Source organism: Sphingomonas corticis (genome assembly GCF_012035195.1).
GTDB lineage: Bacteria > Pseudomonadota > Alphaproteobacteria > Sphingomonadales > Sphingomonadaceae > Sphingomonas > Sphingomonas corticis.
In genome coordinates this window covers 158,297-185,049 of the sequence record NZ_JAAVJH010000002.1, presented here as the reverse complement: position 1 = coordinate 185,049, position 26,753 = coordinate 158,297, and the positions used below count along the sequence as shown (strand labels likewise).

The 26,753-nt window shown below is 71.6% G+C and carries 24 protein-coding genes; 5 read left to right on the top strand and 19 right to left on the bottom strand.

Translation table 11 applies throughout. The features are described from left to right. Positions 1-93: 93 nt before the first annotated feature. The 3 genes from HBH26_RS03625 to HBH26_RS03615 are packed head-to-tail and all read right to left on the bottom strand — an operon-like array spanning position 94 to position 3,568. Positions 94-1,107 (bottom strand): glycoside hydrolase family 26 protein, encoded by a 1,014-nt coding sequence (locus HBH26_RS03625; protein ID WP_239024546.1) that lies wholly within the window; start codon positions 1,105-1,107, stop codon positions 94-96. Continuing rightward, positions 1,104-2,453: a hypothetical protein gene (locus HBH26_RS03620; protein WP_239024545.1), complete on the bottom strand. Its 1,350-nt coding sequence runs from the start codon at positions 2,451-2,453 to the stop codon at positions 1,104-1,106. Before HBH26_RS03620 ends, HBH26_RS03625 begins: the two co-directional genes overlap by 4 nt. Then, a complete protein-coding gene (locus HBH26_RS03615; protein WP_168133237.1) occupies positions 2,450-3,568 on the bottom strand; it encodes an acyltransferase family protein in 1,119 nt (372 codons plus the stop codon). The genes HBH26_RS03620 and HBH26_RS03615 overlap by 4 nt, the downstream gene beginning before the upstream one ends. Positions 3,569-3,782: 214 nt before the next feature. Here HBH26_RS03615 and HBH26_RS03610 point away from each other — a divergent pair, with 214 nt between their 5' ends. After that, positions 3,783-3,983, top strand: coding sequence for a hypothetical protein (locus HBH26_RS03610; RefSeq protein WP_168133236.1), 201 nt, complete (start codon positions 3,783-3,785; stop codon positions 3,981-3,983). A gap of 102 nt (positions 3,984-4,085) precedes the next feature. Here the strand turns inward: HBH26_RS03610 and HBH26_RS03605 are convergent, their stop codons facing one another. From HBH26_RS03605 to HBH26_RS03570, 8 genes are all read right to left on the bottom strand, one after another. Further along, a complete protein-coding gene (locus HBH26_RS03605; RefSeq protein ID WP_168133235.1) occupies positions 4,086-6,266 on the bottom strand; it encodes a GumC family protein in 2,181 nt (726 codons plus the stop codon). Next, positions 6,263-7,537 carry an outer membrane beta-barrel protein gene (locus HBH26_RS03600; protein WP_168133234.1) on the bottom strand — a complete coding sequence of 425 codons (1,275 nt, stop codon included), beginning with the start codon at positions 7,535-7,537 and terminating at the stop codon, positions 6,263-6,265. The genes HBH26_RS03605 and HBH26_RS03600 overlap by 4 nt, the downstream gene beginning before the upstream one ends. Next, positions 7,537-8,094: a polysaccharide biosynthesis/export family protein gene (locus HBH26_RS03595; protein ID WP_168133233.1), complete on the bottom strand. Its 558-nt coding sequence runs from the start codon at positions 8,092-8,094 to the stop codon at positions 7,537-7,539. Before HBH26_RS03595 ends, HBH26_RS03600 begins: the two co-directional genes overlap by 1 nt. Before the next feature lie 5 nt (positions 8,095-8,099). Beyond that, entirely contained in the window at positions 8,100-9,119 is a 1,020-nt protein-coding gene (locus HBH26_RS03590; protein WP_168133232.1) for a glycosyltransferase family 2 protein, read from the bottom strand. Beyond that, on the bottom strand, positions 9,116-10,240 hold the full coding sequence (locus tag HBH26_RS21135; protein ID WP_168133231.1) for a glycosyltransferase: 1,125 nt from the start codon (positions 10,238-10,240) through the stop codon (positions 9,116-9,118). Before HBH26_RS21135 ends, HBH26_RS03590 begins: the two co-directional genes overlap by 4 nt. Then, positions 10,237-11,514: a glycosyltransferase gene (locus HBH26_RS03580; protein WP_239024544.1), complete on the bottom strand. Its 1,278-nt coding sequence runs from the start codon at positions 11,512-11,514 to the stop codon at positions 10,237-10,239. Before HBH26_RS03580 ends, HBH26_RS21135 begins: the two co-directional genes overlap by 4 nt. Next, the gene (locus HBH26_RS03575; protein ID WP_168133229.1) at positions 11,423-12,127 is read right to left on the bottom strand and encodes a sugar transferase; all 705 of its coding nucleotides are present in this window, start codon (positions 12,125-12,127) and stop codon (positions 11,423-11,425) included. The genes HBH26_RS03580 and HBH26_RS03575 overlap by 92 nt, the downstream gene beginning before the upstream one ends. A 226-nt stretch (positions 12,128-12,353) precedes the next feature. Further along, the gene (locus HBH26_RS03570; RefSeq protein ID WP_168133228.1) at positions 12,354-13,238 is read right to left on the bottom strand and encodes a beta-1,6-N-acetylglucosaminyltransferase; all 885 of its coding nucleotides are present in this window, start codon (positions 13,236-13,238) and stop codon (positions 12,354-12,356) included. Positions 13,239-13,379: 141 nt separating this feature from the next. On the opposite strand from HBH26_RS03570, the gene HBH26_RS03565 reads away from it, so the two are divergent. Further along, positions 13,380-14,330, top strand: a complete 951-nt coding sequence (locus HBH26_RS03565) for a hypothetical protein (RefSeq protein ID WP_168133227.1) — start codon at positions 13,380-13,382, stop codon at positions 14,328-14,330. Between the two features lie 278 nt (positions 14,331-14,608). On the opposite strand, the gene HBH26_RS03560 is transcribed toward HBH26_RS03565, so the two are convergent. From HBH26_RS03560 to uxaC, 4 genes are all read right to left on the bottom strand, one after another. Next, entirely contained in the window at positions 14,609-15,319 is a 711-nt protein-coding gene (locus HBH26_RS03560) for a PEPxxWA-CTERM sorting domain-containing protein (RefSeq protein WP_239024543.1), read from the bottom strand. A gap of 328 nt (positions 15,320-15,647) precedes the next feature. Next, on the bottom strand, positions 15,648-17,303 hold the full coding sequence (locus tag HBH26_RS03555; RefSeq protein ID WP_168133226.1) for a glycoside hydrolase family 43 protein: 1,656 nt from the start codon (positions 17,301-17,303) through the stop codon (positions 15,648-15,650). Positions 17,304-17,340: 37 nt separating this feature from the next. Beyond that, a complete protein-coding gene (locus HBH26_RS03550) occupies positions 17,341-18,399 on the bottom strand; it encodes a LacI family DNA-binding transcriptional regulator (RefSeq protein WP_168133225.1) in 1,059 nt (352 codons plus the stop codon). After that, positions 18,386-19,807, bottom strand: coding sequence for a glucuronate isomerase (gene uxaC, locus HBH26_RS03545; protein WP_168133224.1), 1,422 nt, complete (start codon positions 19,805-19,807; stop codon positions 18,386-18,388). The genes HBH26_RS03550 and uxaC overlap by 14 nt, the downstream gene beginning before the upstream one ends. Before the next feature lie 37 nt (positions 19,808-19,844). Here uxaC and HBH26_RS03540 point away from each other — a divergent pair, with 37 nt between their 5' ends. Both HBH26_RS03540 and HBH26_RS03535 read left to right on the top strand, forming a co-directional pair. After that, positions 19,845-21,344 carry a mannitol dehydrogenase family protein gene (locus HBH26_RS03540; RefSeq protein ID WP_239024542.1) on the top strand — a complete coding sequence of 500 codons (1,500 nt, stop codon included), beginning with the start codon at positions 19,845-19,847 and terminating at the stop codon, positions 21,342-21,344. After that, positions 21,341-22,351 carry a sugar kinase gene (locus HBH26_RS03535; protein ID WP_168133223.1) on the top strand — a complete coding sequence of 337 codons (1,011 nt, stop codon included), beginning with the start codon at positions 21,341-21,343 and terminating at the stop codon, positions 22,349-22,351. The genes HBH26_RS03540 and HBH26_RS03535 overlap by 4 nt, the downstream gene beginning before the upstream one ends. Here the strand turns inward: HBH26_RS03535 and HBH26_RS03530 are convergent. The 3 genes from HBH26_RS03530 to HBH26_RS03520 all read right to left on the bottom strand — a co-directional run bounded on the left by HBH26_RS03530 (position 22,348) and on the right by HBH26_RS03520 (position 24,975). Then, the gene (locus HBH26_RS03530) at positions 22,348-22,755 is read right to left on the bottom strand and encodes a DUF1810 domain-containing protein (RefSeq protein ID WP_168133222.1); all 408 of its coding nucleotides are present in this window, start codon (positions 22,753-22,755) and stop codon (positions 22,348-22,350) included. The genes HBH26_RS03535 and HBH26_RS03530 overlap by 4 nt on opposite strands. 570 nt (positions 22,756-23,325) lie before the next feature. Beyond that, a complete protein-coding gene (locus HBH26_RS03525; RefSeq protein ID WP_168133221.1) occupies positions 23,326-24,342 on the bottom strand; it encodes a GGDEF domain-containing protein in 1,017 nt (338 codons plus the stop codon). Positions 24,343-24,444: 102 nt separating this feature from the next. Then, positions 24,445-24,975 (bottom strand): peroxiredoxin, encoded by a 531-nt coding sequence (locus tag HBH26_RS03520; RefSeq protein WP_168133220.1) that lies wholly within the window; start codon positions 24,973-24,975, stop codon positions 24,445-24,447. A 65-nt stretch (positions 24,976-25,040) separates the two neighbouring features. Between HBH26_RS03520 and HBH26_RS03515 the strand changes: the two genes are divergently transcribed. Then, complete coding sequence (locus HBH26_RS03515) at positions 25,041-25,853, top strand: inositol monophosphatase family protein (RefSeq protein WP_168133219.1); 813 nt, start codon at positions 25,041-25,043, stop codon at positions 25,851-25,853. Positions 25,854-25,881: 28 nt separating this feature from the next. Here HBH26_RS03515 and HBH26_RS03510 read toward each other — a convergent pair whose 3' ends face one another. Then, positions 25,882-26,751, bottom strand: a complete 870-nt coding sequence (locus HBH26_RS03510; RefSeq protein ID WP_168133218.1) for an aldose 1-epimerase family protein — start codon at positions 26,749-26,751, stop codon at positions 25,882-25,884. Positions 26,752-26,753: the final 2 nt, after the last annotated feature.

The window sequence follows — 26,753 nt, the reverse complement described above, 5'->3', positions numbered from 1 at the left end:
ACGACGTGCGAGCGCCGCGCCGGTGACCCGTGGTCCGCGGCGGGAGACCCGTTGCGCTACGTGCGTCAACGCCGCGGCTAGTGCCGCGCGCGCTCAGCGCCCGAAATGGGTGCGGAAGGCGGCGGCGGCGCGGGGCTGGCGGCCATTGGACAGCTCCGCATTGTAGTCGCCCGCGTTATAGTCCCAATAGCCGGTGAACGCGACGCGGTGCCGTCGTACGAAATCGGCGACGCCCGCGATGAACACCGGATCGTCGCCGAAGCCGTGGCCGTCGGGGCGCGTGCCCGTGCCCCATTCGGGCAGCGCGAGCGGCTTGCCCTGCGCCCGGGCGAAGCGCGCCGCCCAGGAAAGTCCGTAGGGCTGCTCCACCAGCGTCGTCCACCGGCGCTGCGGACTGAGCCGGTCGAGCGGGTTCCACGATTGATTGTAGAGGTCGAGCGCCACCACGTCGACATAGGCCGCACCGGGCCACACCCGGTCGGGCGCGATCTGCTGCTCCCCCTGGGCGGGATTCCACACGATCACGAAGCGCTGCCCCGGCACCGCGCGCATGACGGTGACGATGCGCCGGAAGAGGCGCACGAACGCGGCGGGATCGCGCTTGGCGGCCCAGGGATACCAGCCGCCGTTGAACTCCCACCCGATGCGCAGATAGGCATCGGCGTGCCCCTTGCGGACCAGCAGCTCGCCCAGCGCGCGGAAGTGGCGATCGTAGGCGCCGTCCGCCCCCGCGGCGAGCGAGGTGCCCTTGTCCATCAGCATCGGCACCGACTGCGCCAGGCGATAGGAGGTGCCGTCCCAGCAGCCCAGCGCCCAGTTGATCGAGCTGAGCATATGCGACCAGTCGCTGCGCTCGCTGAATTCCACCACCCCGTCGGCAGGGCGGCCGAGCATCTTCTCGAAGGCGGCCATGCGCCCCTTCCCGGTGCAGCCGGCGCCGCGATAGACGAACATCGGCACCCTCACCGGGCGCGGCTTGGCGGTCGCCGTCGTGGCGGGGGTCGTGGCGGGGGTCGTGGCGGGGGTCGGGGCCGGGTTGGCCGGAGTGGGCGCGGAGCAGCCGACCGCCGCCAGGGCGCCCGCCGCGATGATGCCGGCGATCCTCATGCGCGTCCTCTCGCCTGCGATCCGCCATCCGCCCGCTCCGCAGCGTCGTCCGCTTCCTCGCCCACGCGCGCAGTGTCGGCGGGCGAGGACCAGATGCACAGGATCGCCATGATGACGACGAAGGGCGGGAACAGCAGGAAACCCCCGCCGAGCTGGAAGTTCACCAGGCCGTACACCGACACGATCGCCAGATCGCGCCGCCACACCGACGCGATCAGGAAGGTCACGAACCCGATGAGGCCGAGCAGGCCATAGTCGATGAACAGCTTCAGCAGCGCGTTGCCGCTTCCCGCCATGAAGAAGCTGGCGCGCTCCATCGCGCCCGGGCCGTAGCCGATCAGCGTGCGCGTCTCCCCCCACACCGCGCCGATCACGTGGAACGGCGCGACGTAGCGGGCATAGCCGCTGCTGCCGCTGTACTGCAGCTCGTCCGCGCGCCCGGCGATGGCCGCGACCTGGTCGGGCAGCGCGATCGCGCCGATCACGCCCACCACCGCCAGCCCCGCCACCAGCGCCAGGATCCGCCCCGACGAGCGCGTGTCCGCAAGCGCCAGGATCGGCAGCGTGACCGCCAGCGCCAGCAGCCCGGTGCCCGAGTAGGACAGCAGGTGCGCCACCACGTACAGCGGCAGCGCCCACCAGCTGCGCCGCACGAAGATGTCGACCAGCGCGGCCAGCACCAGCAGCTGCGAGAAGACGCTGGGCTCCACCAGGAAGAAGCCGTTGGAGCGCATGATGCTGGAGCCGTAGGATACCCAGGGCTGATGGTTGTACAGCTGTTCCAGCAGGACGGGCTTCAGCGCCGGCGCCATCTGCATGAACGAGAAGAAGCGCAGGCCGGCGAACTGGAGGACGTATTGCGCGATGCCCAGCACCGCGCACAGCCGGACGTAGCCGACGAAGATGGCGAAGGTGCGCGTCCCGTCGAAGCGCGCGTCCGGCCCGACCGCCAGCAGCGCATACAGCAGCAGCAGCACCAGCATCGACCCGATGCTGAAGGTGATCCGCGGATCGGGCATGTTCACCGCGACGAAGGTGCTGACCAGCGCCAGCGCCGCGAACCCCGCCAGCAGCAGCGACACCACCGGCCGCACCCGCGCGCGCCCGGTGAGCACCATGGCGGCGATCGCGGCCATGAAGAGGATCTGCGCCAGGAAGAAGGCGCCGCCGCCGACGTAGAGGCAGAAGCGCTGGAGCACGATCGCGCCGATGAAGCCGGCGTGCACGAACAGCCGGGCGGCGAGATCGGTGCGGATCGGGACGGCGGCGGCAAGCCCCGGATCGTCGGCGACGGCGTGGTCGCCGCCGCCGTGCCGGGGCAGGCCGCGGGCCAGGGCCATCGTCATGCCGGGCCGTTCCCCGCCCCGTCCGCCGCGCGCGCGGTGACGGGCGCGTGGCCGGCGTCCTCGCGCGGGCCGTGCCGGCGCAGCCACCGTGTCAGGCCCACTTCCAGCCAGCGCTGGCTGACGTGCGCCGCCACCAGCGTTGGGGGCAGGCTGAGCGCCCCGAACGCCAGCTGCGACCAGGGGCCGAGCGCGGCCGGCACGTCCATCTTCTCCATCACCGCCTTCACCGTCGCCATCGCCACCGGATGCCACAGATAGAAGCTGTAGCTGACCGATCCCAGCCACTGGAAGACCCGCGTCGAGAGAAGCCGCCCGATCGTGCCGCGCCCCGCCGCGATGCCGTTCAGCGCCAGCCCGCCGCACACGCCCGCCACCAGCATCGCGGGCAGCACGCCCAGCCAGATGGCCGACGGCAGCACGACCGGACTGGCGGTCTGCACGCTGCCGCTCGCCACGTCGCTCCACCGCCACAGCGCGAGGAACAGCACCAGCCAGCATCCCGGGACCGCCGACAGCGCGCGCCACGGCCGCGACTCTCCCCGTCCCAGCGCGATGAGGATGCCCGCCGGGATCAGCAGCGCGCGCGGGAACAGCACGATCAGCACCGCGCCCAGCACGCCCGCGATCCACAGCCACGTTCCGGGCAGGCGCGGGCGCAGCCACCAGGCGAGCGCCACCAGCGCGTAGAAGGTGAGTTCGTAACCGAGCGACCACGCGGCCGGATTGATCTGGCCGATGTGGATGAAGGGCGGCGGCGCGACGAAATTCAGGATCCACTCGCCCGGCGGCGGGCGCCAGCGATCGAGCGCGAGCGCCGCGATGCTGATCGCCACCAGCGAGATCCACAAGACGGGATAGATGCGGGTGGCGCGGTCCCACAGGAACGCCCGCACCGACGGCGCGCGCGCAATCGCGCCGACGATCACGAAGCCGCTGATGCCGAAGAACAGCTCGACACCGAACTGGAGGCTCATCGCCGCCTGATACGGCAGGCCTGAGGCGACGGGCGAGAAGGTGGGAAGCCCGGAATTGGCGACGTGGAACACGAACACCATCGCCGCGAACAGGCCGCGGGCGCCGTGGACGTGGGGGTTGAAGGAGCCAGCCTTCGTCACCGCGCCCGCCCGGAATACTCGTTTCGGACCATGGAGGTACCTTGGCGCGCCCAAACGATTGTATCGTTCGATGAGGTGTGAAATACTTCGCTCATCGGCATCTTTCGGGGGATGGATGTCGCGCCGGCAAGACCGGCTTCGTCAAGGCGCAGCGACGGCGAAAAGCCGCGCTACGGGAGGGGGTCGTATGAAAGAGCATAATGGCATCAATGCCATGTTGGCCACCGATAGCATGTCGATCTTCCCTGTCGCGGGTGATGCAGGGCCCTGGAGCGGGTCGTCGTGGACCGGCGGCCAGCCCTCCTGGCATGGAAGGGGACCGGACGGGCCCGCCCACCGCATCGTGCCGGTCTACTGGGCCGGCGCCGCGACGTTCGGCATCGTCGCCTGGACGATCCTGCTGCGCCTGATCTGACCGGCCCTGATCCGACCGGCCCTGATCCGACCGGCCCTGATCCGACCGGCGGCCTCCCCGCCGGTGAGTCCCGCGGCGATCGGCGCCGGGCCGCGCCATCGGTCAGCTGTAGCCATAATTGGTATAGGCCTTGTAGCTGTAGTCGACGTCGTCGATGCCGTAGCGTGCGATCGCTCGCATGTCCGCCAGCGTCAGCACCACGCCCACCGGCTCCACGTCGACGTCGCGCAGCCGCTTCAGCGCGGCGCGGATCACCGGCAGCAGCGTGGTATTCCACCGCACCGCGAACACCACCGCGTCCACGTCCTGCAGGATGGCGCGCGATTCGGCAGCCGCCAGCACGGGAGGCGTGTCGATGATGATCGTGTCGAACAGCGGGGACAGCATCTCCAGCAGCTTGTCGAATCGATCCGCCGCGCCGAATTGTCCGGCGTCGTAGCGCTGCACCAGCGCGGGGAGCACCGAACAGCCGCTCGCCTCGTCCTTCAACAGCGCGTCGCGCAGCGTCGCCTTGCCCTGCATCACCTCGACCACGCCGGCCACCGGGGTGAGGCCGAGCGTCGGGCAGACCCGGCCGCGGCGGATATCGCCGTCGACCAGCACCGTTCGCCGTCCGCCCAGCGCGGACAGGCGGGCGAGGCTGATCGCCAGCGTGGTCTTGCCCTCTTCCGGACGGGACGAGGTGACCGCGATGGTGCGCCCGCCGCCCAGTTCGTCGCTGCGTTCCACCGCGACCAGCACGTTGCGCGCCGCCTCCGCCACCATCGACAGCGGGCGTTCCATCGCGAAGTCCGCGGGGGCGATGCCGCGCTCCTCGCGCGTGGCGATGGATCGCAGCAGCGGCCAGTTGGCGAGATGCCGCAGGCCCAGCAGCCGTTCCGCATCATGCGAGGTGGTGATGCGGCGATCGAACATCTGCAACAGCGCGACGACGATCCCGGCCAGCAGCACGCCCAGCATCGTGCCGATCACGAGGTTCAGCTTGCGATTGGGCGAGGACGGCGTCTCGGGCACCTGCGCGGGCGAGAACACGCGCGCGTCGGCGGTGCCGATCATCGCCTCGCTGGTCACCGCGTTGCGACGCTCCATCATCGCCTGGTAGGTCGCCTTCAGCGCGTCCGCGCGGCGCACCAGCTCGCCCAGGCGGACCGACGCGGCGTTGTTCGACGCCAGCTCGCCGCGCGCCCCGCCCAGGATGCCGCTCGCGGTCGCGGCGCGCTGCTGCGAGACGGAAACGCGCGCCTCCAGGTTGGAGATCACGCGCCGGATCTCGGCCTGGATCGCCTGGTTGACCTCGGCGAGCTGCTGCTTGGCTTTCTCCAGCTCGGGATAGCCGTCCTTGTAGCGGGTGCGCAGCTCGGCGACGCGGGCTCCCGCCTGCGCCTGCTGCTGACGCAGGCCGGCGATGACGGAGGACCCCAGCGCCTCGCCCACGTCCTCGCCGGTCGAGCCGCCGCGCAGCTGCGCGCGCGCGGTGTTCAACCGGGCGCGGTCCTCGGCAAGGGTGGTGTTGGCGGTCGCCTCCTGCTGGCGGTAGAGCGATACCTCCTGCTCGGTCAGCGTCGATCCTTCCGCGGACAGCAGGTTGTTCGCGGCCTTGTAGCGGGCCACCGCCGCCTCGGCCTGTTCCACCTGCGAGCGCATGCTCTCGATCTGCGTGGAGATGTCCGCATCGGCGGAGCGCGCGGCGCCGAGCCGGGTGCCGGACTTCACCGCGAGATACTCGGCGCCGAAGGCGTTCGCCACCTTGGCGGCGAGCTCGGGATCGGCCGCGGTGTAGCTCACGCTCAGCACGTTCGTGTCGCCCGGCCGGCGGACCGACAGCTTGCTCTGCAGCACGTTGGCCACGATCCGGTCGGCGCGCGGCTGCGCCTGCTCGGTCACGCGCTCGGCGAAGCCGGGCTCCTGCTGTGACAGCGTGGCGGCGACGCGCTGCGCCACCTCGCGCGATTGCAGGATCTGCACCTCGGTGTTCACCGCCGCGTCGCTGTCCGACGCCTTGGGGACCACGCCCTTGTCGGGCGAGACGACGTCGAGGATGCGCGCGTTCACGACGAGGCTGGCACTCGCCGTATAGGCCAGCGGCTGGCGCCAGGTGTAGTAGATCACACCGCCGATCACGGCCAGGAACACCGCCAGCGCCGGCAGCCAGCGGCGTCGCAGCACCGCCAGCGCGCGGCGCGCGGCGTCCGTGGCATTTCCCGTCGCGCTCTTCGGCACGGCCACCACCGCGCGCGAGCGTGGCAGCGGCATCCGGGCGGCCTGGTCAGAAGTCTCCGTCATGGCCGCACCCCTACGCCGAACAGCAGGCGGTTCGCCACGAAGGACTTGAAGGCGCCGGTCCCGCTGGACGTCAGGTCGAGCCGGCTGAGGTTCAGACGGGCCGACAGACGACGGTTCAGGCGATAGTCGGCCGATGCTCCCAGCTCGAACCGCTCGTCGTCGCGGTCCGCGCCATTGAACGAATCCCGGCGGAACCCGGCGCTGGCACCCAGCACCAGCTGGCGCAGCAGTTCGTGATCCACGCGGATCGAGCCGGACAGCGTGGCGAAGCCGCCCGACGAGGGGACGCCGGTGTCGCTCACGCGCCGCTCGGCGGACACGGTCACGTTGGTCAGTTGGGTGGGGAAGAAGGTGACCTGGGTCCGGATGGCGAGGCCGGACACGGGCGTGAACTGCACCCCGCGATAGCTGCCGCGGGTATAGCCCACGCCCACCTCGCCGCGGGCCAGGATGGGCAGCTCGAACCGCACGCCGCCCAGCGCCTCCACGATCTCCGATTCGCGCGCGCTCGCCAGCGGGTCGCGCGCGCGCAGCCGGTAGGTGCGCCGGTCGTAGGTGCCCTGCACGAAATAGGCGACCGCGGGCGACTGGCCGAACTCCACGCGCGCACGGCCGCGCTTCAGCACGCTGTCGCGAAAATCCTGATCGATCAGGACGTTATCGCTGCGCCGCACCGCATCGTCGAAGTCGCTCTTCACCACGCCGCCGTCGACCGACACCTGCGTGTTGGCGAAACGATGCCGCGCGCCCACGCCCAGTTCCAGCGTGCGAAAGCGGATCGGCCGCCGCGTCAGCACGAAGACGTCCTGCGACTCGCGCGATTCGCGCAGCGACTGGAACCGCACCAGGCTGCGGAACCGGGTGGCGCGCGACAGGTCGTGCCAGCCGTAGGCGGACAGGTTCGTGTTGACCGTGTTCTCCGTGCCCAGCCGGCCATAGCGGTCGATGTCGGCGATCGCGCTGAGCGAGAGCAGGCTGTCCGACCAGTTGGAGTTGGCGGTGAGCGCCGGGGTGATCCGCGCGATCACGTCGCCGTCGCGATCGTCCTGCGTTGCCAGCACGTTGTCGTTGTAGAGCACGTTGGCGTCGAGCGTGGGCTGGAGCGTGAACGACCCCAGCGGGATGCCCGGGCTGTCGAAGCCGGGCACCCGCCGTTCCCGCACCGCGATGTAGCGGTTGAAGGTGACCAGGCTCTGGTCGTTCGGCATCAGCTGCGCGGCCGCGGGCGCGGCTCCCGCCAGCAGGGCCGCCACGACGAGGAGGTGGCGCATCAGAAGAACCGCTCGCGCACCCGCACCGTGTCGCCCGGCAGCACCGGCAGGTCCGCGGTCAGGTCGTAGCGGCGCTCGCCCGCCTCGCCGAAATGCTGGATCAGCACCTGCTTCTGATTGGCGCGATAGGTGAAGCCCCCGGCCGTCGCGACCGCGCTGTTGAGCGTCATGCCGGTGCGATAGGGATATTGGCCCGGCCGGTTCACCTCGCCCAGGATGAAGAAGGGACGGTATTGCGTGACGTCGACCGACACGCGCGGCGCCTGGATCGAGGAGGCGAGTCCGGCGGTGATCCGCTGCGTCAGCTCCGCCAGGGTCAGGCCCTTGGCCGGGATCGAGCCGAGCAGGGGATAGGCCAGGTTCCCGTCGCTGCCGATCGTATAGTCGCCGCTCAGTCCCTCCTCGCCGAAGACGCTGATCTTCAGCTTGTCGTCCGCGGCGAGGCGGTACACCGGGATCTCCCGCGTGGGCAGCGGCGCGTCGGGCGCCACGCCCTGGTTGCCCGCGCATCCTGCGAGCATCGCGATCGCGAAGCCCAACACCACTCGCCGCTTCATACGCTCTACCCCTTGTTCGCCACGCCCGAGCCCCTTTTGGCACGAACACGGGTGCTCCGGAACCTGTCCAGTGTGTGGCGGATCGTTTCGGTAAGGAATCCCGCTCCCCACGCAAGATGCATGGTGGCGAGCGCGGGCAGCGCCAGCATCGTTTCGGCACGGCCGGTGCGACGGACCAGCAAGGCGGTGGCCGCCGCCAGGCCGAGCAGATAGCCGAGCGGCAGAACGAGCGCCCAGGGCCACCACGGCGCCGCGACCAGCCCCGCGATCGACGCGCCGACCACCGCGGGCGGCAGCAACTGGCGCACGCGGATCTCGCGGTGCTTCAGCGAATTGGCCGCCCGGCCCGTGCCGTAGCGCCGGTACTGCCGCGCCAGTGCCGCCAGCGTACGGCGCGGGTAATAGCCGACCTCGATCTCCCCCGCCAACCAGATGCGCCCGCCGGCGCGGCGGACGCGCGCGTCGTACTCCCCGTCCTCGTTGGCGACGAACGTCGCGTCGTAACCGCCGAGGCGCGCGAACATGGCCCGGGCGAATCCGGCGTGGTGGCCGTGATCGACCCAGCCGGAATAGCCGCCTTGGCGGTGCGCGGATCCGCCCGCGCCGAACGAGCTGTTCTGCGCCGCCGCGATGGCGCGCTGCATCGGCGTGCGTCCTTCCGTGCGCAGCCGCGTCGCCAGCACGTCGGCGCCGGTGCGCGCCAGCTCCGCCAGCACGCGGGGCACGTAATCGTCGGCATAGTCCGCGTGCGCGTCGATCCGCACGAAGGCGGTCACCGCGGGGTCCAGCGTGGCGACCGCGTCGTTGATGCCGGCGGACTGGATCCGGCGGGGATTGTCGACCAGCCGGATGCGCGGGTCGCGCGCCGCCGCCTCCGCCACCAGCGCGCGGGTCGCGTCGCGGCTGCCGCCGTCCGCCACCACGATCTCGCGCACCGCCGCGGCGGGCAGGGCGGCGCATTGCGCCAGCAGTGCGGCGATGTGCGCTTCCTCGTCCAGCGTGGGGATGACGACGGCGGCGGTCATCGCGCCGCCTCTTCGAGCGCCGCGGCGAAGGCGGCGCGCGAGGCGGTCAGCGTGCGCGGCGCCAGCACCTCGCGCGCGCGCGCGGCATAGGCGGCGCGCGCCGGCGGCGCGGTGACGCGCGCGATCGCCTCGCTCAGCGTCACCGTGGCAAAGTCGGCGAGATTGTCGGGGGGGAGGTAGGTCGCGAACACGTCGATGGGCGAGGCGAGCAGCGGAACCTCGGCGGTCATCGCCTCCAGCATCACCAGCGGCAATCCCTCCCAGCGCGACGGCATCAGCAGCACGTCGGCCGCGGCGAGGTACAGGTCGGGGCGATCGCTCCACCCGGCATGACGGATGTCGACGCCGGGATGCGCCGTGGCCACCGCCGCCAGCCGCGCCGCGGCCGGCCCGTCGCCGACGAACAGGAAGGTGGTGTCCGACAGCGCGGGTGCGTCGCGCACGATGGCGTCGAGCAGCAGGTCGGTGCCCTTCTGCCCCGCCTCCATCCGGCCCAGCGACAGCGCGATCCGCGCGTCCGCCGACAGGCTCAGCGCGGCGCGCGCCGCCTCCCTGGTGGCGGTGACCGGCGCGACCACGTTGTCCACCACGCGCACCGGCGCGGTGCCGCCGGCGCGCGCGACCTGCCGCGCGACCGCCGCGTCGGGCACGACGAACAGGTCGGGCCGGCGATACAGCCGGCGCCGCACCCGATCGCCCAGCGTCCCGCTGCGCCCCATGTCGACCATCCGGTGCGCCATCGGTAGGAAGCTGACGACCGGCACGTCGCGTGGCAGCGCCCTGGCCGCCACGGCGAGATGCTCGATCCGTCCCTGGACGAGGAGGACGAGGTGCGGCCGCTCGCGCGCCATCGCCGCGCGCACCCGCGCGGCGTAGCGCCGCCGCAGCGGGTGGAGATAGGGCTCCGCGCGTCGCTTCACGAACGGCCAGGTCTCCACCCTCAGCCGCGCGCTGCCGAGCGCCGCCAGCGCATCGCGCAGGCGCTGGTTCGCCTCGGGCACGATGAAGACGACCTCGTCGAACCGGCGACCGTCGAGGATCGCGGGCAGCAGGTCGAGCAGGATGCGCTCGTGCCCGCCGAAGTCGGCGCTGTCGTGCAGCGCGAGCAGGCGCCGCGTCACGACCCCGCGGCCCCGCGCCCGGCCCATTGCCGCCGCGCCCGCTCGTACACCGCGCGGGTGCGCCGGCCGATCTCGTCCCACCCGGGCACCGCGTCGCCGATGCCGCGCGTCGGCCGCCGCCCGATCGTGTCGACCAGCGCGGCGGCCAGCCGGTCCGGGTCGGCCGGGTCGACCAGCGTCCCCGCCGCCCCGTCGCGCCCGATCAGGTCGGGAAAGGCGCCGGTGTCGCTGGCCACGATCAGCCGCTCCAGCCCCGCCACCAGGTGCAGCACCCCGCTCGCCTCGATCGTGCGATAGGGGAAGACGAACGCGTCGGCGGAGGCGAGCAGGTCGCCCATCGCGCGCTCGGACAGGAATCCGAAGCGGAAGTCGATGGTGTCCTCCAGCCCCAGCGCCCGCGCCCGCGCGAGCAGCGGCGCGGTATCCACCTGCGGCTCGCCCGCCACGACCACCTCGATCCGCGCGCGATCCGCCGGTGCGATCCGGCCCAGCGCCTCGATCAGCAGGTCCACGCCCTTGTAATGCTGGATGCGGCCGAACTGGACGATCCGCCAGCGCGCGTCCCCGGCCTCGTCCACCGCCGGCGCCGCGCTGCCGACGGGCGTCTCCAGCAGGCCGTGCGGCACCACGTCGATGTGCGCGGCGGGCAGCCCCGCCTCCACCAGTTGCGCGCGCGAGCCCGCGGTGTGGACGATCAGCCGGTCCGCCAGCGCCAGCGCCTCGGCGAAACCGCGCCGCTGGAGCGCGCTCACGTCCTTGCCGTTGAAGGGCGTGACGTCGTGCACCGTCATCACCACTGGCGCCACGCGACGCAGCCGGCGCACCCCGCGTGCGTCCAAGAGCGGCAGGACGAGCCACTGGAGGTGGATCACGTCCGGCCGCCACGATCGCGCCTCACGACCCGCAGCGGCGAGGCCGAGCCAATGCTCCACGCCCTTGGCCACCTTGGCGAGACGACCGACGCGGCGGCGCGGCCCGTCGGTCATGCGGTAGAAGAGGGGGCGAACCGCCCGGGGCGGCAGTGCCGGCTCCTCGTCGCGGCGCAACGGCCGCGTCAGCCAGCGCGGCTGCACGCCCGCGGCTTCCAGCCCGCGCGACAGCGCAGCATCGTAGGGCGCCGTGAACAGCGCGGGGTCGAGCAGCAGCGCCTTCAGGCCGTGGCCGGACGCCCCGGGAACCGTATCAATAGGAGCCTCGGCGCAGCAGGACGCTGGGCACGGTGCGCGACATGATGAGAAGGTCCAGCGGCACCGACTTCGAGCGGCTGTAGACATAGTCCAGCACCACCCGCCGGCGATAGCTGACGTCGTTGCGACCGCTCACCTGCCACAGGCCGGTGATGCCGGGACGCAGGCTGCAATAATGGTGGAAATAGCGCCCGTAGCGGCTGATCTCGTCCACCACGATCGGACGCGGGCCGACCACGCTCATCGTGCCGGCGATCACGTTGAACAACTGCGGCAGCTCGTCCAGACTGGACTTGCGCAGGAAGCGGCCGATGGGGGTGATGCGGGGATCGTCGCGCAGCTTGCGCGTCTCGACCCACTCCGCCATCGCCTCGGGATGCGCGGCGAGATGCTCCTGCAGGACGCGCTCCGAATCGGCGACCATGGTGCGGAACTTCAGGCACGCGAACATCGCGCCGCCGCGACCGATCCGCTGCTGGGCGAAGAAGGGGGAGTGGCGGTCGTGCATCCACACCAGCAGCGCGATGCACGCCATCGCGGGCAGGACGAGGACGAGCGCAATCACCGCGATCGTCACGTCCAGCACGCGCTTGCCGCGCCCACGATCGGCCACGACATCGCCCGTGCCGGCCGTCCGGAACGAGGCAGCCGTCGCCACCGTACCCGGCACCGTCCATCGTCGCGTGGCACTGTGGATCATTCGCCAGCCCCTTGTATCGGCCGCCCCCTCATGCGGAGGCACCCCAGCGTTGTCACACTTTAGCGAGAAACCCTTATGGGGTAACAGTCGATATTTTGCAATGCAGCATCGACTTGTCGCTGTTTGAGCGTCGTTCGTCGTTCCGGGGGCGGATCGGTCTCCCGTCCGCCGCTTCCACGCCTGAACGTCCTAGTCCGCTTATCGTTACCGCAACAGGTTCAACCGATTAGCGCGAATCGTCCCGTTCCGGGACAGGACGCGGACCGGGAGGTGCGCCGATCTCCGCCGCCAGCGCGTCGAGCACGCCCACGTCGACCGACAGGTCGAACTTGCGGCCGAACCAGGCATCGCCCTCCTCGATCGCGGGCAGGTCCTCCAGCGTCAGCGTCCTGGGGCCCGGCCACACGATGTGGCGCCGGTACGGGCGGATGCGATCGCGGAACGGCCCGTTGAGCGCGAGCGCCTGCACGACCAGCTCGTCGCTGAGCAGCAGGTGGCGCAGATAGGCCGACACCCGCCGGGTCAGCGGCGCGTCCACTGCCCAGGTGCAGAACGCGCGCGGCAGCACCACCCACTGCGATCCCTTGTGCGTCAGCGCGAAATCGCGCGGCGGACGCCGCCGTCCGGGCAGTTTCAGCGCCCGCACCGGGAGTTCCAGCATCGGGTGCCAGTTGAGGTGCCAGTCGTCCGGCGGCAGGCTGTCGAACGGCCGCATCTCCACCATCACGGCGTCCTGCGCCTCCGCCATTTCGCGGCGGATCCGCTCCAGCGGCTTCAGCGGATAGCATTGTCCGCTGAGGTTGACGAAATGCGTCCACCCCGCGTCGACGCGCAGCGCCAGCCGCATCGCGTCGAGCAGGGTGCGCGACAGCGACCAGCCACCCCAGTTGGTGAAGCGAGAGCGCAGGAAGCGGACGTTGGGACGGCCCGCGCAGAGGGCCCGCACCGCCTTCATCAACCCCCGGCGGTCGCGCTTCAACCCGAGTCGCGACTTCAGGTCGACGTGGACGATGATCGTGTCCGCGGGGTCGGACAGCGCGTTGAGCAGCCAGGCGAGCTGATCGGGCTTGTGGTGCACCATGATGAACCACGCGACGCGGGCCTGCTGCATGCGGATCGCCGGATTGTGGACGGGAGAGCCGCCTCCTAACGCCGGCGGCACCCGAGTGCCAGCGCCGCGAAAGGGCCTGCCGCGGGATCGGCTTACCTGATACGCCGAGCCATTGTCGGCTTACTTTCCAGGGTTCCCACCATGCGCGACGCCCCTCTCTTCGCCGCCGTGATGCCGGTCGGGCCCGGTGACCGCGAGGTGGCGCGGCTGCGCGACATGATCGACGCGCTCGCCCATCACGAACCGCACCGCGGCACGCTGGTGATCGTCGACGACGTGCCGGAGCCGCGCGGGGTCGAGGACCTGCCCGTTCCCGACACGCTGCGCGCGGTCGTCCTGCCCCACCGCCGCACGGCCGTGCGCACGTTCCGCAAGGGGATCGGCGTCTGCGCGCCGGTGATGACGGGATTCGCCTGGGTCGCGCGCCACCTGGACGTCAGCTTCGCGCTGAAGTTCGACACCGATTCGCTGGTCATCGCGCCCTTCTCCGATCGCGTCGCCGCGCTGTTCGAACGGCATCCGGACGTGGGGATGGCGGGGGCCTATGCGCGCTCGCCGGGCGGCGGGCGGCGCGACTGGTCGCATCACGGGCGGCCGATCCGTGCGCTGGCGCGCCATCCCGCCCTGCACGCACTGCTGCGCCGCCCCGCCCCCGCCCCGGCCGACGCCATGCGGCACGTTCGCGCGCTCGTTCGCGCCGCGCGCCGCCACGGTTACGTCGCCGGGGAGCATTGCCTCGGCGGCGGCTATGCCATCGCCGGGCGGACGCTGCGCGCGATGGCGGCGGACGGTTGGCTCGACCACGCCGCCTTGTGGCAGACGATCGACCTGCCCGAGGACGTCATGAACGGGCTGCACGTCCGCGCGGTCGGCCACGGCTTCCTCGACGACGTCGATGAGGGCGGCGTGTTCGGCGTGAAGTACATCGGCCTCCCCTTCCCCCCGGACGAACTGGAGCGGCGCGGCTACGGCATCATCCACGCGGTCAAGAATGACGCGCTGCCCGAAGCCGAGATCCGCGACCATTTCACCTCCCGGCGCGTCGCGGCGCGCGGGGCGGCAGGGCCATCGTCAACGATGCAACCGGGCTAGACGCGGTTCGGCCGGGCCGAAGCGCGTCGGCGTGGGCCGGGGCCGGGCCGACGGGACTCCGGCGACGGAGTGCGACATCCTCGCGATCGTTCCGCAGCGCGGCACGGGCTCAGCCACGAGGTTCGCCGAAAGAGCGACGAGGCGATTCGGACCGCCTGGATCCGCTCGCTGCGACGCACCGGCCCTCATCGAAAGACGGTCCGCGCACAGCGTCCGTAATGCGAAAGAGCCGCCGGCCTCTCGGCCGACGGCTCTTCATCGCATCGAAGCGACAGCGATCAGGCGGTCGCGAGCGAGCCCTGCGCCTTGCGGCGACGCATCGCGCCACCGATCGCGCCGAAGCCCAGGATCATCAGCGCCCAAGTCGCCGGCTCGGGCACGCCCGCGGCGATGTTGTCGAACTCGAACGAGTTGGTCTCCGACATGAACGTGGCACCGACGAACAGCGGCCCGTTGCCGGCGTTGAAGCTGACCAGACCATTGCTGAGCGGCGACGTGGCGCTACCCATCACGTACGCAGCGCCACCGATGATCTGGTTGCCCCAAAGCCGCACTTCCTTGTTGCCTTCTAGCTTCAGGATCAGCAGGTTGTACTGGTCCAGCGAGCCCAGCACGAACGAGAAGTTGGTCGCCGGATTGAAGTTGATCGAGTAGGTACCCCCACCCAGCGCTGCGCCGAAATTGCCCGTGCTGCCGAAGGCCGGACGGATGCCCCTCTCGTTGGTGCTGCCATAGGCGAAGGCAAAATTGCCGATCGAGCTGCCGGCCTTCAGGCTGTCGAAGTTCTGGATGACCTTTGTGCCCGCCGCGTTGCCCCCAACGCCGCCCTGGAACGTGATAACCGGAGCCGCCGCAGCCGGCACCGCAGTCGCCGCAACCGCCATCGCGGCAAGAACACCCATACGCATATCGTTTACCCCTGTTCGAATCTGAACCCAAATCGACGTGCTCGTTTTCTGCACCGCACCATCCGGAAAGTCCATCCTCATTTACAAAATGTAAATCTTTGTCCCAAGATGGGTCGTTTGCACCACACGACGAGATAAGCACGATTTTCGTGGGCGGTAATGGAACTTTTCGCGACGCGTAGTTTCACGCGAGGTGTGGCGGCGTCGACCCGTATCAGCCGCGCCTCCCTGAAGACCGGCCGCTTTCTTCGCCTTGGTTGAAGGACAAAGTCGTGCAGGCATCCGGCCCCCACCGGTCTACCGGTCGCTTCGTTTGTTTCACCGGGTTCGAACCGGCCCGCGACCGTCGAAGCCGTCCCGCGCGCCACCGACTCGCCGGCCCGCGCGGCAAGACGTCCGCGCCCGTGCGTCACCGCCTACCGCCGTCGGCGTAGGGTCCGATCGTCGTGCCGACGAAGCCGCCGGCGCGCCCGGTGGTCAGCAGCGCGGCGTCGAAGCCGGCCTTCAGCGTGCGACGGCGGCCGTCGACCTCATAGTCGAAGCTCCAGCGGCCCGCGTCGGCGCGGATCGTCAGCGTCACCGCCCGGTCCGGCGCAACCGGCGCGGCGGCGACCAGCGTCTCCGCGCCTTTGTCACGCGCGTGAAGCGCCACCATCGTGCGCCCGCGAAGGCGCGCGATGCCGAAGACGAGGTACGATTCGTCGCTCTGCACCGCCGCGAGCCCCGCACGCGCACCCTCCGTCGCGGGGGTGAAGCGCAGGCGGGTGGAGAGGGTGGCGACATGGTGCTGCTGGCGCCGCGCGAGATACGCCGGCACGCCCGTCAGGTCGCCCAGCGGCGCGCCCGGCGTCAGCTCGAGCACGCCGTCCGCCAGCCGGTGGAAGGGACGCCGCGGCGTGCGGATGCCGATCCACTGCCGCGCCAGCCGCGCGCCGTCGAACTCGTCGACGTAGGAGAAGTCGCCCGCGTTCGGCACCCGTGGCGCCGGAGCGGCGGGCAGCGCGGGACGGGCATGGGCGAAGGGGATCGCGCGCCCGCGCTCCAGAATGTGCGGCCAGCCGTCGCGCCAGGTGACGGGCAGCAGGAAGGTCTCCCGCCCGATCGTATAGGCGTCCCCGGCATAGGGCCGCGTCGCCAGGAACGTGGCCCACCAGTCGCCGCGCTGCGTCTCCACCAGTTGCGCGTGGCCGGCGGCGCTGACGGGGTTGGGTCGGTCCGCCGGCAGGTCGCGCTGCGTCAGGATCGGATTGCCCGCGTAAGGCACGTAGGGACCGCGCAGCGCGCGCGACCGGAAGACGACCTGGCTGTGGTCGACGCTGGTGCCCCCTTCGGCGGCGGTCAGATAGTAGAAGCCGTCGCGGCGCAGCAGGTGCGGCCCCTCGATCCAGACCGGCTTCTTCGACAGGTCGACGCCCCCGTCGACCAGCTGCGTGCTCTCGCCGGTCATCCGCCCGGCGCGCCAGTCGTATTCCTGCAACCAGATCGCGCGATGCCCGTCGTAGCGCGGCGGCTGCGCAGGAGCGCGATTGTTGACGATGAAGGCGCGGTCACCCTCCCAGTAGATCGACGGATCGATGCCCTCGAACGGCAGCCACACCGGCTGCGACCACGGCCCCGCCGGATCCTTCGCCGTGATGACGAAATTGCCGCGGCAGCCGACGCAGGTGGTGACGATGTAGAAGGTGCCGTCGTGGTGCGAAATGGCGGGCGCGAACACCGCCTGCGACGTGCGCAGCCCGGCGAAGTCGAGCTGTTCGGGCCGGTCGATCGCGTTCCCGATCTGCTCCCACGAGACGAGGTCGCGCGAGCGGAAGACCGGGATGCCGGGGAAGTGCGCGAAGGAGGAGTTGACGAGATAGTAGGTGTCGCGGACGCGGATCACCGACGGATCGGGGTGATAGCCGGACAGGATCGGGTTGCGATACTCGCCCGGCCGCACGGCGACCCGCTCGATCGAGCGGCCGCGATAGCTGAAGCGCTCGAACCGCGCGGTCTGCGCCTCGGTCAGCGCAGGCAGGACGAGCGCCGCCAGGGCGATGCCGATCCGTCGCGCCGCTACCGTCATGTCGCTCTCCCATCACCTCAGGACCGAGGTGATAGCGTTAACTGTCGTGCTGCATCAACGGTCCGGTCGATTCGCGCATCACCAGCGCGACGTCGAAATGCTCGATCGCGGGCACTTCGTCCCCCGCGATCAGCCGCAGCAGCAGCTCGGTGGCGCGGCGCGCGATCGCGGTGACGGGGCGGTCTACGGTGGTGAGGCCGGGCGTCAGCATCGCGGCGAGGTCGGTGCCGTCGAAGCCGACGATCGAGAGGTCGCGCGGCACCGCCACGCCGCGTCGAGCCGCCGCCTTCAGCGCGCCCGCCGCCATCAGGTCGTTGCAGCAGAAGATCGCGCTCGGCGGCTCGGGCAGGGCCAGCAGCCGCTCCGCCGCCGCCACGCCGGACGCGAAGCCGTAATCGCCCTCGATCGCCAGCGCCGGGTCGAGCGCCGCGCCGCGCCGCCCCAGCGCGTCGCGGAACCCCTCCACCCGCTCGCGCGAGGAGAGCCGCGCCGCGGGGCCGCCGACCAGCGCGATGCGGCGATGGCCGAGCGCGTGGAGGTGCTCCGCCACCGCCGCGGCGCCCGCGCGGTCACGCGGCACCAGCGTGGCGGCGAAGCCCGGTACCGCGGCGGAGGCGAGCGCGACCGCGGGCACGCCCAGCCGCGCCAGCGCGGGGGCGACCGCCTCGTCCTCCGACGTGGGCGACAGCACGATCACGCCGTCGACGCGCGATCGGCGGACGAAGCCGGTCAGGTCCGCCACCAGCGCCTCGCCCGACAGAGCCGCGGGGTGCACGATCAGTTCGTGCCGCGACGGCGCGCATGCGGCGACGATGCCGTTCTGCACCTGGAACAGGACGTGAGCGTTCGCGTCGCCCTGGATCACCCCGATCAGCCGCGACCGGCCCGACGCCAGCGCCTGCGCGCGCGCGCTGGGCGCGAAGCCGAGCGAGTCGATCACCGCCTGCACCCCCGCGCGCGTTTCCGCATTCACCTTGGGCGAGCCGTTGATGACGCGCGAGACCGTGCGGATCGACACGCCCGCGCGCGCCGCGACGTCACCGATCGTCGCGTTGCCGATGGTGGCGAGGCCGCGCGGTGCGTCAGGCGGCGGCATCGACGCGATAGGCGCGGCGCACCAGCCCGCTGGTCAGCTCCTGCGCCAGGTCCGCCGCCTCCCAGTCGGCCAGCCGATGCTCCGCCACCAGCCGTGCCAGGAACGCGCAGTCGACGCGGCGCGCGACGTCGTGGCGCGCCGGGATCGACAGGAACGCGCGCGTGTCGTCGTTGAAGCCGACGGTGTTGTAGAAGCCCGCCGTCTCCGTCGTCATCTCGCGATAGCGGCGCATCCCCTCGGGCGAATCGTGGAACCACCATGCCGGGCCAAGCCGCAGGCAGGGATAGTGGCCCGCCAGCGGCGCCAGTTCGCGCGTGTACGTATCCTCGTCCAGCGTGAAGAGGATGATCGTCAGGTCGCGCTCGTTGCCGACCACGTCCAGCATCGGCTTCAGCGCGCGCACGAAGTCGATCGGCAGCGGAATGTCCGCACCCTTGTCGCGGCCGTGGCTGGCGAAGAGGCGGGCGTTGTGGTTGCGGTAGGAGCCGGGATGCAGCTGCATCACCATGCCGTCCTCCACGCTCATCTTCGCCATCTCGGTCAGCATCTGCGCACGGAACAGTTCCGCGTCGGCGGCGTCCCACGTGCCGCCGACGATGCGCGCGAACAGCGTCTCGCATTCAGCGGTGGACAGGTTTGCCGTGGCCGCGCTGGCATGGCCGTGGTCGGTCGCGGTCGCGCCAAGCGCGCGGAAGTCGGCGCGGCGGCGGCGGTGCGCGGCGAGATAGCCGCGCCAGCTGTGCACGTCTTCGCCGGTCAGCGCGGCGAAGCGCTCCATCGCGCCGGCGAACGCCTCGTGTTCCACGTCGATCACACCGTCGGGCCGATAGGTGGTGACGACGCGGCCGTGCCAGCCCGACTCGCGGATCGCGCGGTGATGCGAAAGGTCGTCGTGCGCGCCCTCGGTCGTCGCCAGGAAATCGATGCGGAACCGCTCGAACAGGGCGCGCGGGCGGAAGGCGTCGCTCGCCAGTCTCTCGCCGATGGCGTCGTAATAATGGTCGGCGCTGTCGCCATCGAGCGCCACGTCGAACCCGAGCACCTCGGCGAAGACGTGGTCGAGCCACAGCTGCGACGGCGTGCCGCGGAACAGGTGATAATGTTCGGCGAACAGACGCCATGCCGCGCGCGGATCGGTGGCGGGCACGCCGGTACGCGTCGGGATCGCCAGCGCGTCCAGGTCCACGCCCTGGCTGTACAGCATGCGGAAGACGTAATGGTCGGGTTGCAGCAGCAGCGCGGTGGCGTTGGTCCACTTCTCGTCGGTGGCGAACCATGCCGGGTCGGTGTGGCCGTGCGGGCTGACGATCGGCAGGTGGGCGACCTGCGCGTACAGCGCGCGGGCGATGTCGCGCGTCGCCGGATCGGCGGGGAACAGGCGATCGGGATGGAGCTGCAACGGGCGCATGGTCGATCCTATGTGGCTTGTGCCAGCGCTGGCACAAATGATAGGCGAGCGCAACGCGAGGGAGGGCGACGGGCGCATGGAGATGGCGGACACGCAGGGGATGCGACTGTCGCGGGCGACGCTCGATCGCCTGCCCGATATGGTGGCGCGGCCCGCCTATCCGCTCGCCGAGCGGCCCCCCGGCATCGTCCATTTCGGTCCCGGCGCCTTCCATCGCGCGCACCAGGCGGCGTACGTGGACGCGATCCTGCCGCGCGATCCCCGCTGGTCGATCGCGGCGGTGGCGCTGCACTCCACCTCGGTGGCGGACGCGCTCGCGCCGCAGGACGGGCTGTACGTGCTGGCGGAGATCGCCTCGCCCCCGCGCCACCGCGTGATCGGCGCGCTGGGCGAGCTGCTGACCGCGAAGCGCGACGGCGCGGCGATCCTCGCCCGGCTGGCCGCCCCGACGACGCTGCTGGTCACCGTCACGGTGACGGAGAAGGGCTATTGCCTCGATCCGAACGGCGCGCTGGACCGCGAGCATCCCGGCATCGTGCAGGACCTGGCGCAGCCGGAACGACCGACGACGCTGATCGGCTGGCTGGTCGCGGGCCTTTCCGCGCGGCGCGACGCGGACGTGGGCGGGCTGACGATCCTCTCCTGCGACAATCTGCCCGGCAACGGGCGGCTGCTGGGCGGCGCGGTGCGCGACTTCGCCCGCCTGCGCGATCCCGCCCTCGCCGACTGGATCGAACGCGAGGTGCGCTTCCCCTCCTCCATGGTCGATTCGATCACCCCCGCCACCGACGATCGCCTGCGCGCGGCGGTGCGGGAGGCGACCGGCGTGATCGACGCCTGGCCGATCCAGCGCGAGCCGTTCGCGCAATGGGTGGTGGAGGACGAATTCGCCGGAGAGCGGCCGCCGCTGGGTATCGCAGGGGTGCAGTTCGTGCAGGACGTGGCGCCGTTCGAGGAGGCGAAACTGCGGCTGCTGAACGGTGCGCACTCGACGCTCGCCTATCTCGGAATCCTGCTCGGGCACGAGACGGTCGCCGACGCGATGGCCGACGCCCCGCTCGCCGCGCTGGTCGAGCGGCTGATGCGCGCGGACATCGCGCCGACGCTGCACCCGCTGGAGGGGCAGTCGCTCGACGATTACGTTACCGCGATCCTCGCGCGCTTCCGCAACCCGGCGATGCGCCACCTGCTGGCGCAGATCGCGTGGGACGGGTCGCAGAAGCTGCCGATCCGCCTGCTGGGCACGATGGCCGACCGGCTGGCGGCGCGGGCGGACGTGGCGCGGCTGGCGTGGCCGGTCGCGGCGTGGATGCGGTTCCTGCGCCGGTCCCGAGCGGCAGACGATCCGCTCGTCGATCCGCTGCGCGACCGGTTGCTGCCGCTGGCGAGAGGGGACGATCCGCTCGCGCTGCTGGGCGTGGAGCAGGTCTTTCCCCCCGCCCTGGCCGCCGACCCGCGCTTCCGCGAGGCGGTGGCGCGGGCGTACGACAGGCTGGCGGACCCGCGCGCGGCGGTGGACGAGGAGGGACGGTCATGACGCGGCTGCTGGCGTTCGGCGAGATCATGCTGCGGCTGTCGCCGCCCGGGCGCGAGCTGCTGATGCAGACGCCGAAGCTCGATGTCTGGGTCGCCGGTGCGGAGGCGAACGTCGCGACGCAGCTCGCGCGGCTCGGCCACGACGTGGGCTTCGCCAGCCGCGTGCCCGACAACGACCTGGGCCGCGCCGCGATCGCGACGCTGCGCGGGCATGGCGTCGACGTGCGGCACATCGCGCTCGGCGGCGAGCGGATGGGGCTCTACTTCGTCACCTCGGGCGCGGGGATGCGCGCGACCGAGGTGATCTACGACCGGGCCTGGTCCTCCTTCGCGGAGGCGCCGGCGTCGGCATGGGACTGGGACGCGATCCTCGCCGGGGTCGACCGGCTCCACCTGTCGGGCATCACCCCCGCGCTCGGTCCCGTGCCGGCGCAGAGCGCGATCGCCGCGGCGGAGGCGGCGGCGGCGCGCGGTATCGCCGTCTCCTTCGACGGCAACTGGCGGGGCAAGCTGTGGCAGCGGTGGGACGGCGACCCGCGCGCCATCCTGTCGCGGATCGTCGCCTGCGCCGACCTGCTGTTCGGCAACCATCGCGACATCGCGCTGCTGCTCGGCCGCGACGATTTCGGCGGCGATGGCGAGGATCGCCGCCGTGCCGCCGCCGAGGCCGCCTTCGCCAGGTTCCCGCGGCTACGCACGATCGCCTCCACCGCGCGCCACGTCGACCACGTCGATTTGAACCGTCTGTCGGTGCGGATCGACACGCGCGACGATCAGGCACAGACCGAGGAGACGGTGCTGGCCGGGATCGTCGACCGCATCGGCGGGGGCGACGCCTTTGCCGCCGGCGTACTGCACGGGCTGCAATCGGGCGGTGGCATCGATGCGGCGGCGCGCACCGGCCTCGCGCTCGCGGCACTGAAGCACTCGCTGCCCGGCGACGCGTCGCTCTTCCGCCAGGCGGACATCGACGCCTTCCTCAAGGGCGGGCTGGACGTGCGCCGCTAGAGCCGCCGCAGCGTCTCCGCATCGGGCGTGCCGAAGAAGGCGGCCAGCGCCTCGGCGACGACCGGCGGCGCGCCGGCGCGGTCGAACAGGGTGAGCGAGGAGCGCAGCTTCATCGCGTCGATCGTCCCCATGATTGACGTCGCCGAACGGTCGCGATGCGGCAGCAGCGCCTCCGCGGCGGCGGCGTAGCGGGGGCCGAGGAGCGGGTGCGCGAGATAGGCGCGCGCCTGGTCCAGGTCGCGGATCTCGTATCGCCGCGCCATGGCGCTCTGCCCGAGGCCGACGATCTGCGGAAAGACGTACCACATCCAGTGGGAGCGCTTGGTCCCGGCGCGAAGCTCGGCCAGCGCGTTGTCGTAGCTGTCCGCCTGGGCGCGGACGAAGCGGTCGAGGTCATCCTGCATCGCGCCCCAACGACCCACGAGGCGGGACGGTGCCGCCGCGATCAGGCGATCGCGGCGACGGCGTCGACGTAGAGCAGCAGGGCGGTGGTGGCGAAGCCGGCGACGCCGAGGAAGAGGCTGCGGATCATGATGAGGTTCCTTGAGGAGAGAGGATGGATGCGGCGGATCAGGCGATCGGCGTGACGGGCACGGCGGCGGCGACCATCACGGCGGCGACGGCGAAGGCGGCGACCATCGAGAGGGCGGCGCGGCGGAGTTCCTCGAAACGGATCGTCATGGTGTTTCTCCCTAGCTTGCGGCCGGATCATCCGACCGATGCCAGGGACGTTGCACGGCGCGTGCCAAGTGCGCGAACCCACGGTTTTCCGCCCTTCTTACCAAGCGGCGCGTTGGCGCTTGGCGAAATCCGCCACGCGTGGCTGGCGCGTCGCGCCAGATTGCGGCGACTGTCGTCACCCGGCCTCGTGAAGGGGTCCACCGAGCCGCTCACACCGCGAGGTGGGCCCGTGCGGCTTGGTGGATGCCGGGACAGGCCCGGCGCAACGGCAGGGGGAAGTGGAGATCCTGCCGTCAGGGGGCGATGATCGTCCGCCCGCGGCCCTCGCCCTTGGCGCGGTAGAGCGCCGCGTCAGCCCGCGCCATCAGCGACGCGCGGCCCTCGCCCACCAGCCCGGTGACGAGGCCGGCGGAGAAGCTGATGACGCCGAGCGGCTGGTCCGTCTCGCGCACGCGGAATCGACGGCTCGCCAGGTTCTCGCGCACCGCGTCGATGCGCTCCTTGGCCAGCGCGTCGTCCGTGTCGGTGTAGAGGACGGCGAACTCCTCGCCGCCGTAGCGCGTGGCCAGGCCCTTGCACTCCTCCTCCAGCGTGCGCGCGACGGTGCGCAGCACGCGGTCGCCCACGGCGTGGCCGTAATGGTCGTTGACGCGCTTGAAATGGTCGACGTCGCAGATCACCACCGTGACGCGGTCGTCGGGCGACAGCGCGGAGAAGGCGTCGTCGAAGGCGCGGCGGTTGCCCAGCTCGGTCAGCGGATCGGTGCGCGCGGAGCCGCGCGCCTCCTCCAGCGCGCTGCGCAGCTCGTCGGTCTCGCGGCGGGCATGTTCCAGCTTCTGCTCGGCGCGCTGCACCCGCTCGATCATCGCGCCGGTCAGCCGCTCGATCTCCGCCACGCCGGCGTGCGGGCCGACGTCGCGCATCGTCTCGGCGCTCTTCATCAGGTCGCGGCCGAAATTGTTCGCCTCCGCCGCTGCGATCTCCACGGTGTGGGCGAAGCCCTCCACCTGGCTCAGCGCGCGGTTCAGCAGCGCCTGTTCCTGCGCCTTGCCGTCGCCCTTCGTCGCGACGCCGCCCAGCCGCGCCACGTCCTCCGCGGCCAGCCGCACGCCGCCGTCGGTCAGCGCCGCCACCTCCCGCCCGACCACGCCGGACGGGTTGGCGATCGCCTCGTACGCGATCTGGTAGTTGCGAGGATCGGGCGTCAAACGATGCGCCAGCAGAAAGTTGCCGATCTGTCCGAACAGCTCCTGCCCCTGCGGCGTCGCCGCCCCCTGCGCGCTACCGCGCTCGATCGTCCTGGTCCCCATCCCCGGCCCCTTCAAGTCGCGTGGACGCGCCACGCGGGAATGGCCGAAAGGCTAGCGAGGAAGCGCTAAGATATGGTGACTAGGATACGACCTTTAGCGAATTCAACGCGATAGCCGCTGCACCGAGGCCAGAGTGGCCGACACGTGCTCCACCGGATCGCGCCCGGCATGGGCCAGCACGATGCGACCGTCGCGCCCGATGACGTAGCTGACCCGCGCACTGACGTCGCGACCCTTCACCTGCACGCCCAGCTTCGCGTCGTAGCCGGCGATCACCCGCGGCCCCGCGCTCGCCACCGCGAATCGGCCCGCGCACTCGCTGGCGGAGAAGCGCTGCAGGTCGGCGACCGAATCGGCCGACATGCCGATCACCGTCGCCCCCGCGGCGCGGAACGCGTCCACCTTCTCGGCGAAGGCGCGCGCCTCCGCGTTGCAGCCGTCGGTGAAGGCGGCGGGGAAGAAGTAGAGCACGACCGGCCCCTTCTTCAGCACCTGCGCCAGCCGCACGTTCACCACCTTGCCCGCCACCGCGCCGCGAGTCGCGAAATCGGGCGCCTTCGCGCCCACGGGCAGCGCGGCCTGCGCGGGGACGGCGGCGAGCAGGGCGGAGACGGCGAGAAGGGTGCGGCGCATCGAAAGGCTCCCGATAGGACATTCGCTTCCTAGCGCAGGGCCACGCGAGGCGATAGGCGGGGCGCATGCCCGTCCGCCCCGCCGACATCGCCCTCGCCCACCGCCTCGCCGACGCCGCGGGCGAGGTGATCCGCCAGCATTTCCGCCGCGGCTTCGACGTGGAGCTGAAGGAGGACCGCTCGCCCGTCACCATCGCCGATCGTCAGGCGGAGGCGGCGATGCGGCGGCTGCTGGACGCCGAATGCCCCGGCGACGGCGTGCTTGGCGAGGAGCACGGCGAGAAGGCGGGCGTCACCGGCCGCCGCTGGGTGCTCGACCCCATCGACGGCACGCGCAGCTTCACCGCGGGGCGCGCGATCTTCGGCACGCTGATCGCGCTGGTCGAGGACGGGTGGCCGGTGCTGGGGATCATCGACCAGCCGGTGCAGAAGGAGCGATGGATCGGCGTCGCCGGGCAGCCGACGCTGCTGAACGGCGCGCCGGCGCGGACCCGCGCCTGCGCCGCGCTGGACGGCGCGATCGTCGCCACCACCAGCCCGCACCTGTTCGCGGAAGGCGACGTGCCGCACTTCCTGGCGCTGGTCGCGGCGGCCAGCGGGGGCAACCCGCGGCAGGGGCCGGTCTACGGCGGCGACTGCTACAATTACGGGCTGCTGGCGAGCGGGCACCTCGACATCGTCTGCGAGAGCGGACTGATGCTGCACGATTTCGCCGCGCTGGTCCCGGTGGTGGAGGGCGCGAGCGGCCGGATGTGCGACTGGAACGGCGACCCGCTGACCGCCGACAGCGCAGGGCACGTGCTGGCGATCGGCGATCCGGCGCGGGTGGACGACGTGCTGGAGGCGCTGCGCGCGACCGTTCACGACCACGATCACTGACCGGCGTTCGCCCGCGTGCGCAGGAGCACTACGCCAAGAGCGTCACCCGCATCGCGATCCGCTTCGTGCCCCCCGGCGGCACGATGAACACGCCGGGCTTGTCGCGGAACTCGCCGTCGTAGCCATGGGGATCGGCGTGGCCGTGCCACGGCTCGATGCAGACGAAGCGCGCGCCCGGCTTCGTCCAGATGCCGAGCGAGGGCGTGTCGGCGAAGGCGACCTCCAGCTGCGGGCCGCGTCCGGCGCCGTAGCGCACCGCCTGCGACGCGACCGGCGACCAGATCAGCGCATCCTCCTCGAACAGCGCGTCGGCCAGCGGCAGCGTGCGCCCGTCCAGCGGGCTCGGCCTCTCGCCGGACAGCAGCGTGCCGTCCGCCGCCAGCGGGTGGAGCGCGCCCGGCTCGTCCGCCGCGAAGACGATGCGGTGATCCTCGCGCGCCTCGCCGTAGGGCAGCGGCCAGGCGAAGGCGGGGTGGAAGCCGAAGCTGGCCGGCAGGTCGCGGGCCGCGTCCGGATTGTGCACCGCCACGTCGATCGACAGCGTCGCCCCTGCCAGCGCGAAGGCGACGTCGAGCCGGAAGGCGAAGGGAAAGGCCGCGCGGGTCTCCGCATCGTCGCTCAGCGTGAAGACCGCGCGGTCCTCCGCCGCCGCGGTCACGGCGAAGTCGCGGCGGCGGGCGAAGCCGTGCTGCTTCATCGTATAGGCGCGGCCGTCGACGCGCAGCGTGTCGCCCGCCAGCCGCCCGACGATGGGGAACAGCAGCGGCGCGCGGCCCGACCAGAAGCGCGGGTCCGCGTCGGTCATCAGCTCGCACCCCGCGGCGTCGGTCAGCGAGTGCAGCTCCGCCCCGTGCGGATCGATCGTGGCGGCGAGGGCGTCGGAGCGGAGGTGGATCATGG

Excerpts from the sequence above, each read along its gene's own strand:
- HBH26_RS03625 (WP_239024546.1), bottom strand. The coding sequence starts at position 1,107 with ATGAGGATCGCCGGCATCATCGCGGCGGGCGCCCTGGCGGCGGTCGGC.
- HBH26_RS03620 (WP_239024545.1), bottom strand. The coding sequence starts at position 2,453 with ATGACGATGGCCCTGGCCCGCGGCCTGCCCCGGCACGGCGGCGGCGAC.
- HBH26_RS03610 (WP_168133236.1), top strand. The coding sequence starts at position 3,783 with ATGTTGGCCACCGATAGCATGTCGATCTTCCCTGTCGCGGGTGATGCA.
- HBH26_RS03605 (WP_168133235.1), bottom strand. The coding sequence starts at position 6,266 with ATGACGGAGACTTCTGACCAGGCCGCCCGGATGCCGCTGCCACGCTCG.
- HBH26_RS03600 (WP_168133234.1), bottom strand. The coding sequence starts at position 7,537 with ATGCGCCACCTCCTCGTCGTGGCGGCCCTGCTGGCGGGAGCCGCGCCC.
- HBH26_RS03595 (WP_168133233.1), bottom strand. The coding sequence starts at position 8,094 with ATGAAGCGGCGAGTGGTGTTGGGCTTCGCGATCGCGATGCTCGCAGGA.
- HBH26_RS03590 (WP_168133232.1), bottom strand. The coding sequence starts at position 9,119 with ATGACCGCCGCCGTCGTCATCCCCACGCTGGACGAGGAAGCGCACATC.
- HBH26_RS03580 (WP_239024544.1), bottom strand. The coding sequence starts at position 11,514 with ATGTCTACAGCCGCTCGAAGTCGGTGCCGCTGGACCTTCTCATCATGT.
- HBH26_RS03575 (WP_168133229.1), bottom strand. The coding sequence starts at position 12,127 with ATGATCCACAGTGCCACGCGACGATGGACGGTGCCGGGTACGGTGGCG.
- HBH26_RS03570 (WP_168133228.1), bottom strand. The coding sequence starts at position 13,238 with ATGCAGCAGGCCCGCGTCGCGTGGTTCATCATGGTGCACCACAAGCCC.
- HBH26_RS03565 (WP_168133227.1), top strand. The coding sequence starts at position 13,380 with ATGCGCGACGCCCCTCTCTTCGCCGCCGTGATGCCGGTCGGGCCCGGT.
- HBH26_RS03560 (WP_239024543.1), bottom strand. The coding sequence starts at position 15,319 with ATGAGGATGGACTTTCCGGATGGTGCGGTGCAGAAAACGAGCACGTCG.
- HBH26_RS03555 (WP_168133226.1), bottom strand. The coding sequence starts at position 17,303 with ATGACGGTAGCGGCGCGACGGATCGGCATCGCCCTGGCGGCGCTCGTC.
- HBH26_RS03550 (WP_168133225.1), bottom strand. The coding sequence starts at position 18,399 with ATGCCGCCGCCTGACGCACCGCGCGGCCTCGCCACCATCGGCAACGCG.
- uxaC (WP_168133224.1), bottom strand. The coding sequence starts at position 19,807 with ATGCGCCCGTTGCAGCTCCATCCCGATCGCCTGTTCCCCGCCGATCCG.
- HBH26_RS03540 (WP_239024542.1), top strand. The coding sequence starts at position 19,845 with ATGATAGGCGAGCGCAACGCGAGGGAGGGCGACGGGCGCATGGAGATG.
- HBH26_RS03535 (WP_168133223.1), top strand. The coding sequence starts at position 21,341 with ATGACGCGGCTGCTGGCGTTCGGCGAGATCATGCTGCGGCTGTCGCCG.
- HBH26_RS03530 (WP_168133222.1), bottom strand. The coding sequence starts at position 22,755 with ATGCAGGATGACCTCGACCGCTTCGTCCGCGCCCAGGCGGACAGCTAC.
- HBH26_RS03525 (WP_168133221.1), bottom strand. The coding sequence starts at position 24,342 with ATGGGGACCAGGACGATCGAGCGCGGTAGCGCGCAGGGGGCGGCGACG.
- HBH26_RS03520 (WP_168133220.1), bottom strand. The coding sequence starts at position 24,975 with ATGCGCCGCACCCTTCTCGCCGTCTCCGCCCTGCTCGCCGCCGTCCCC.
- HBH26_RS03515 (WP_168133219.1), top strand. The coding sequence starts at position 25,041 with ATGCCCGTCCGCCCCGCCGACATCGCCCTCGCCCACCGCCTCGCCGAC.
- HBH26_RS03510 (WP_168133218.1), bottom strand. The coding sequence starts at position 26,751 with ATGATCCACCTCCGCTCCGACGCCCTCGCCGCCACGATCGATCCGCAC.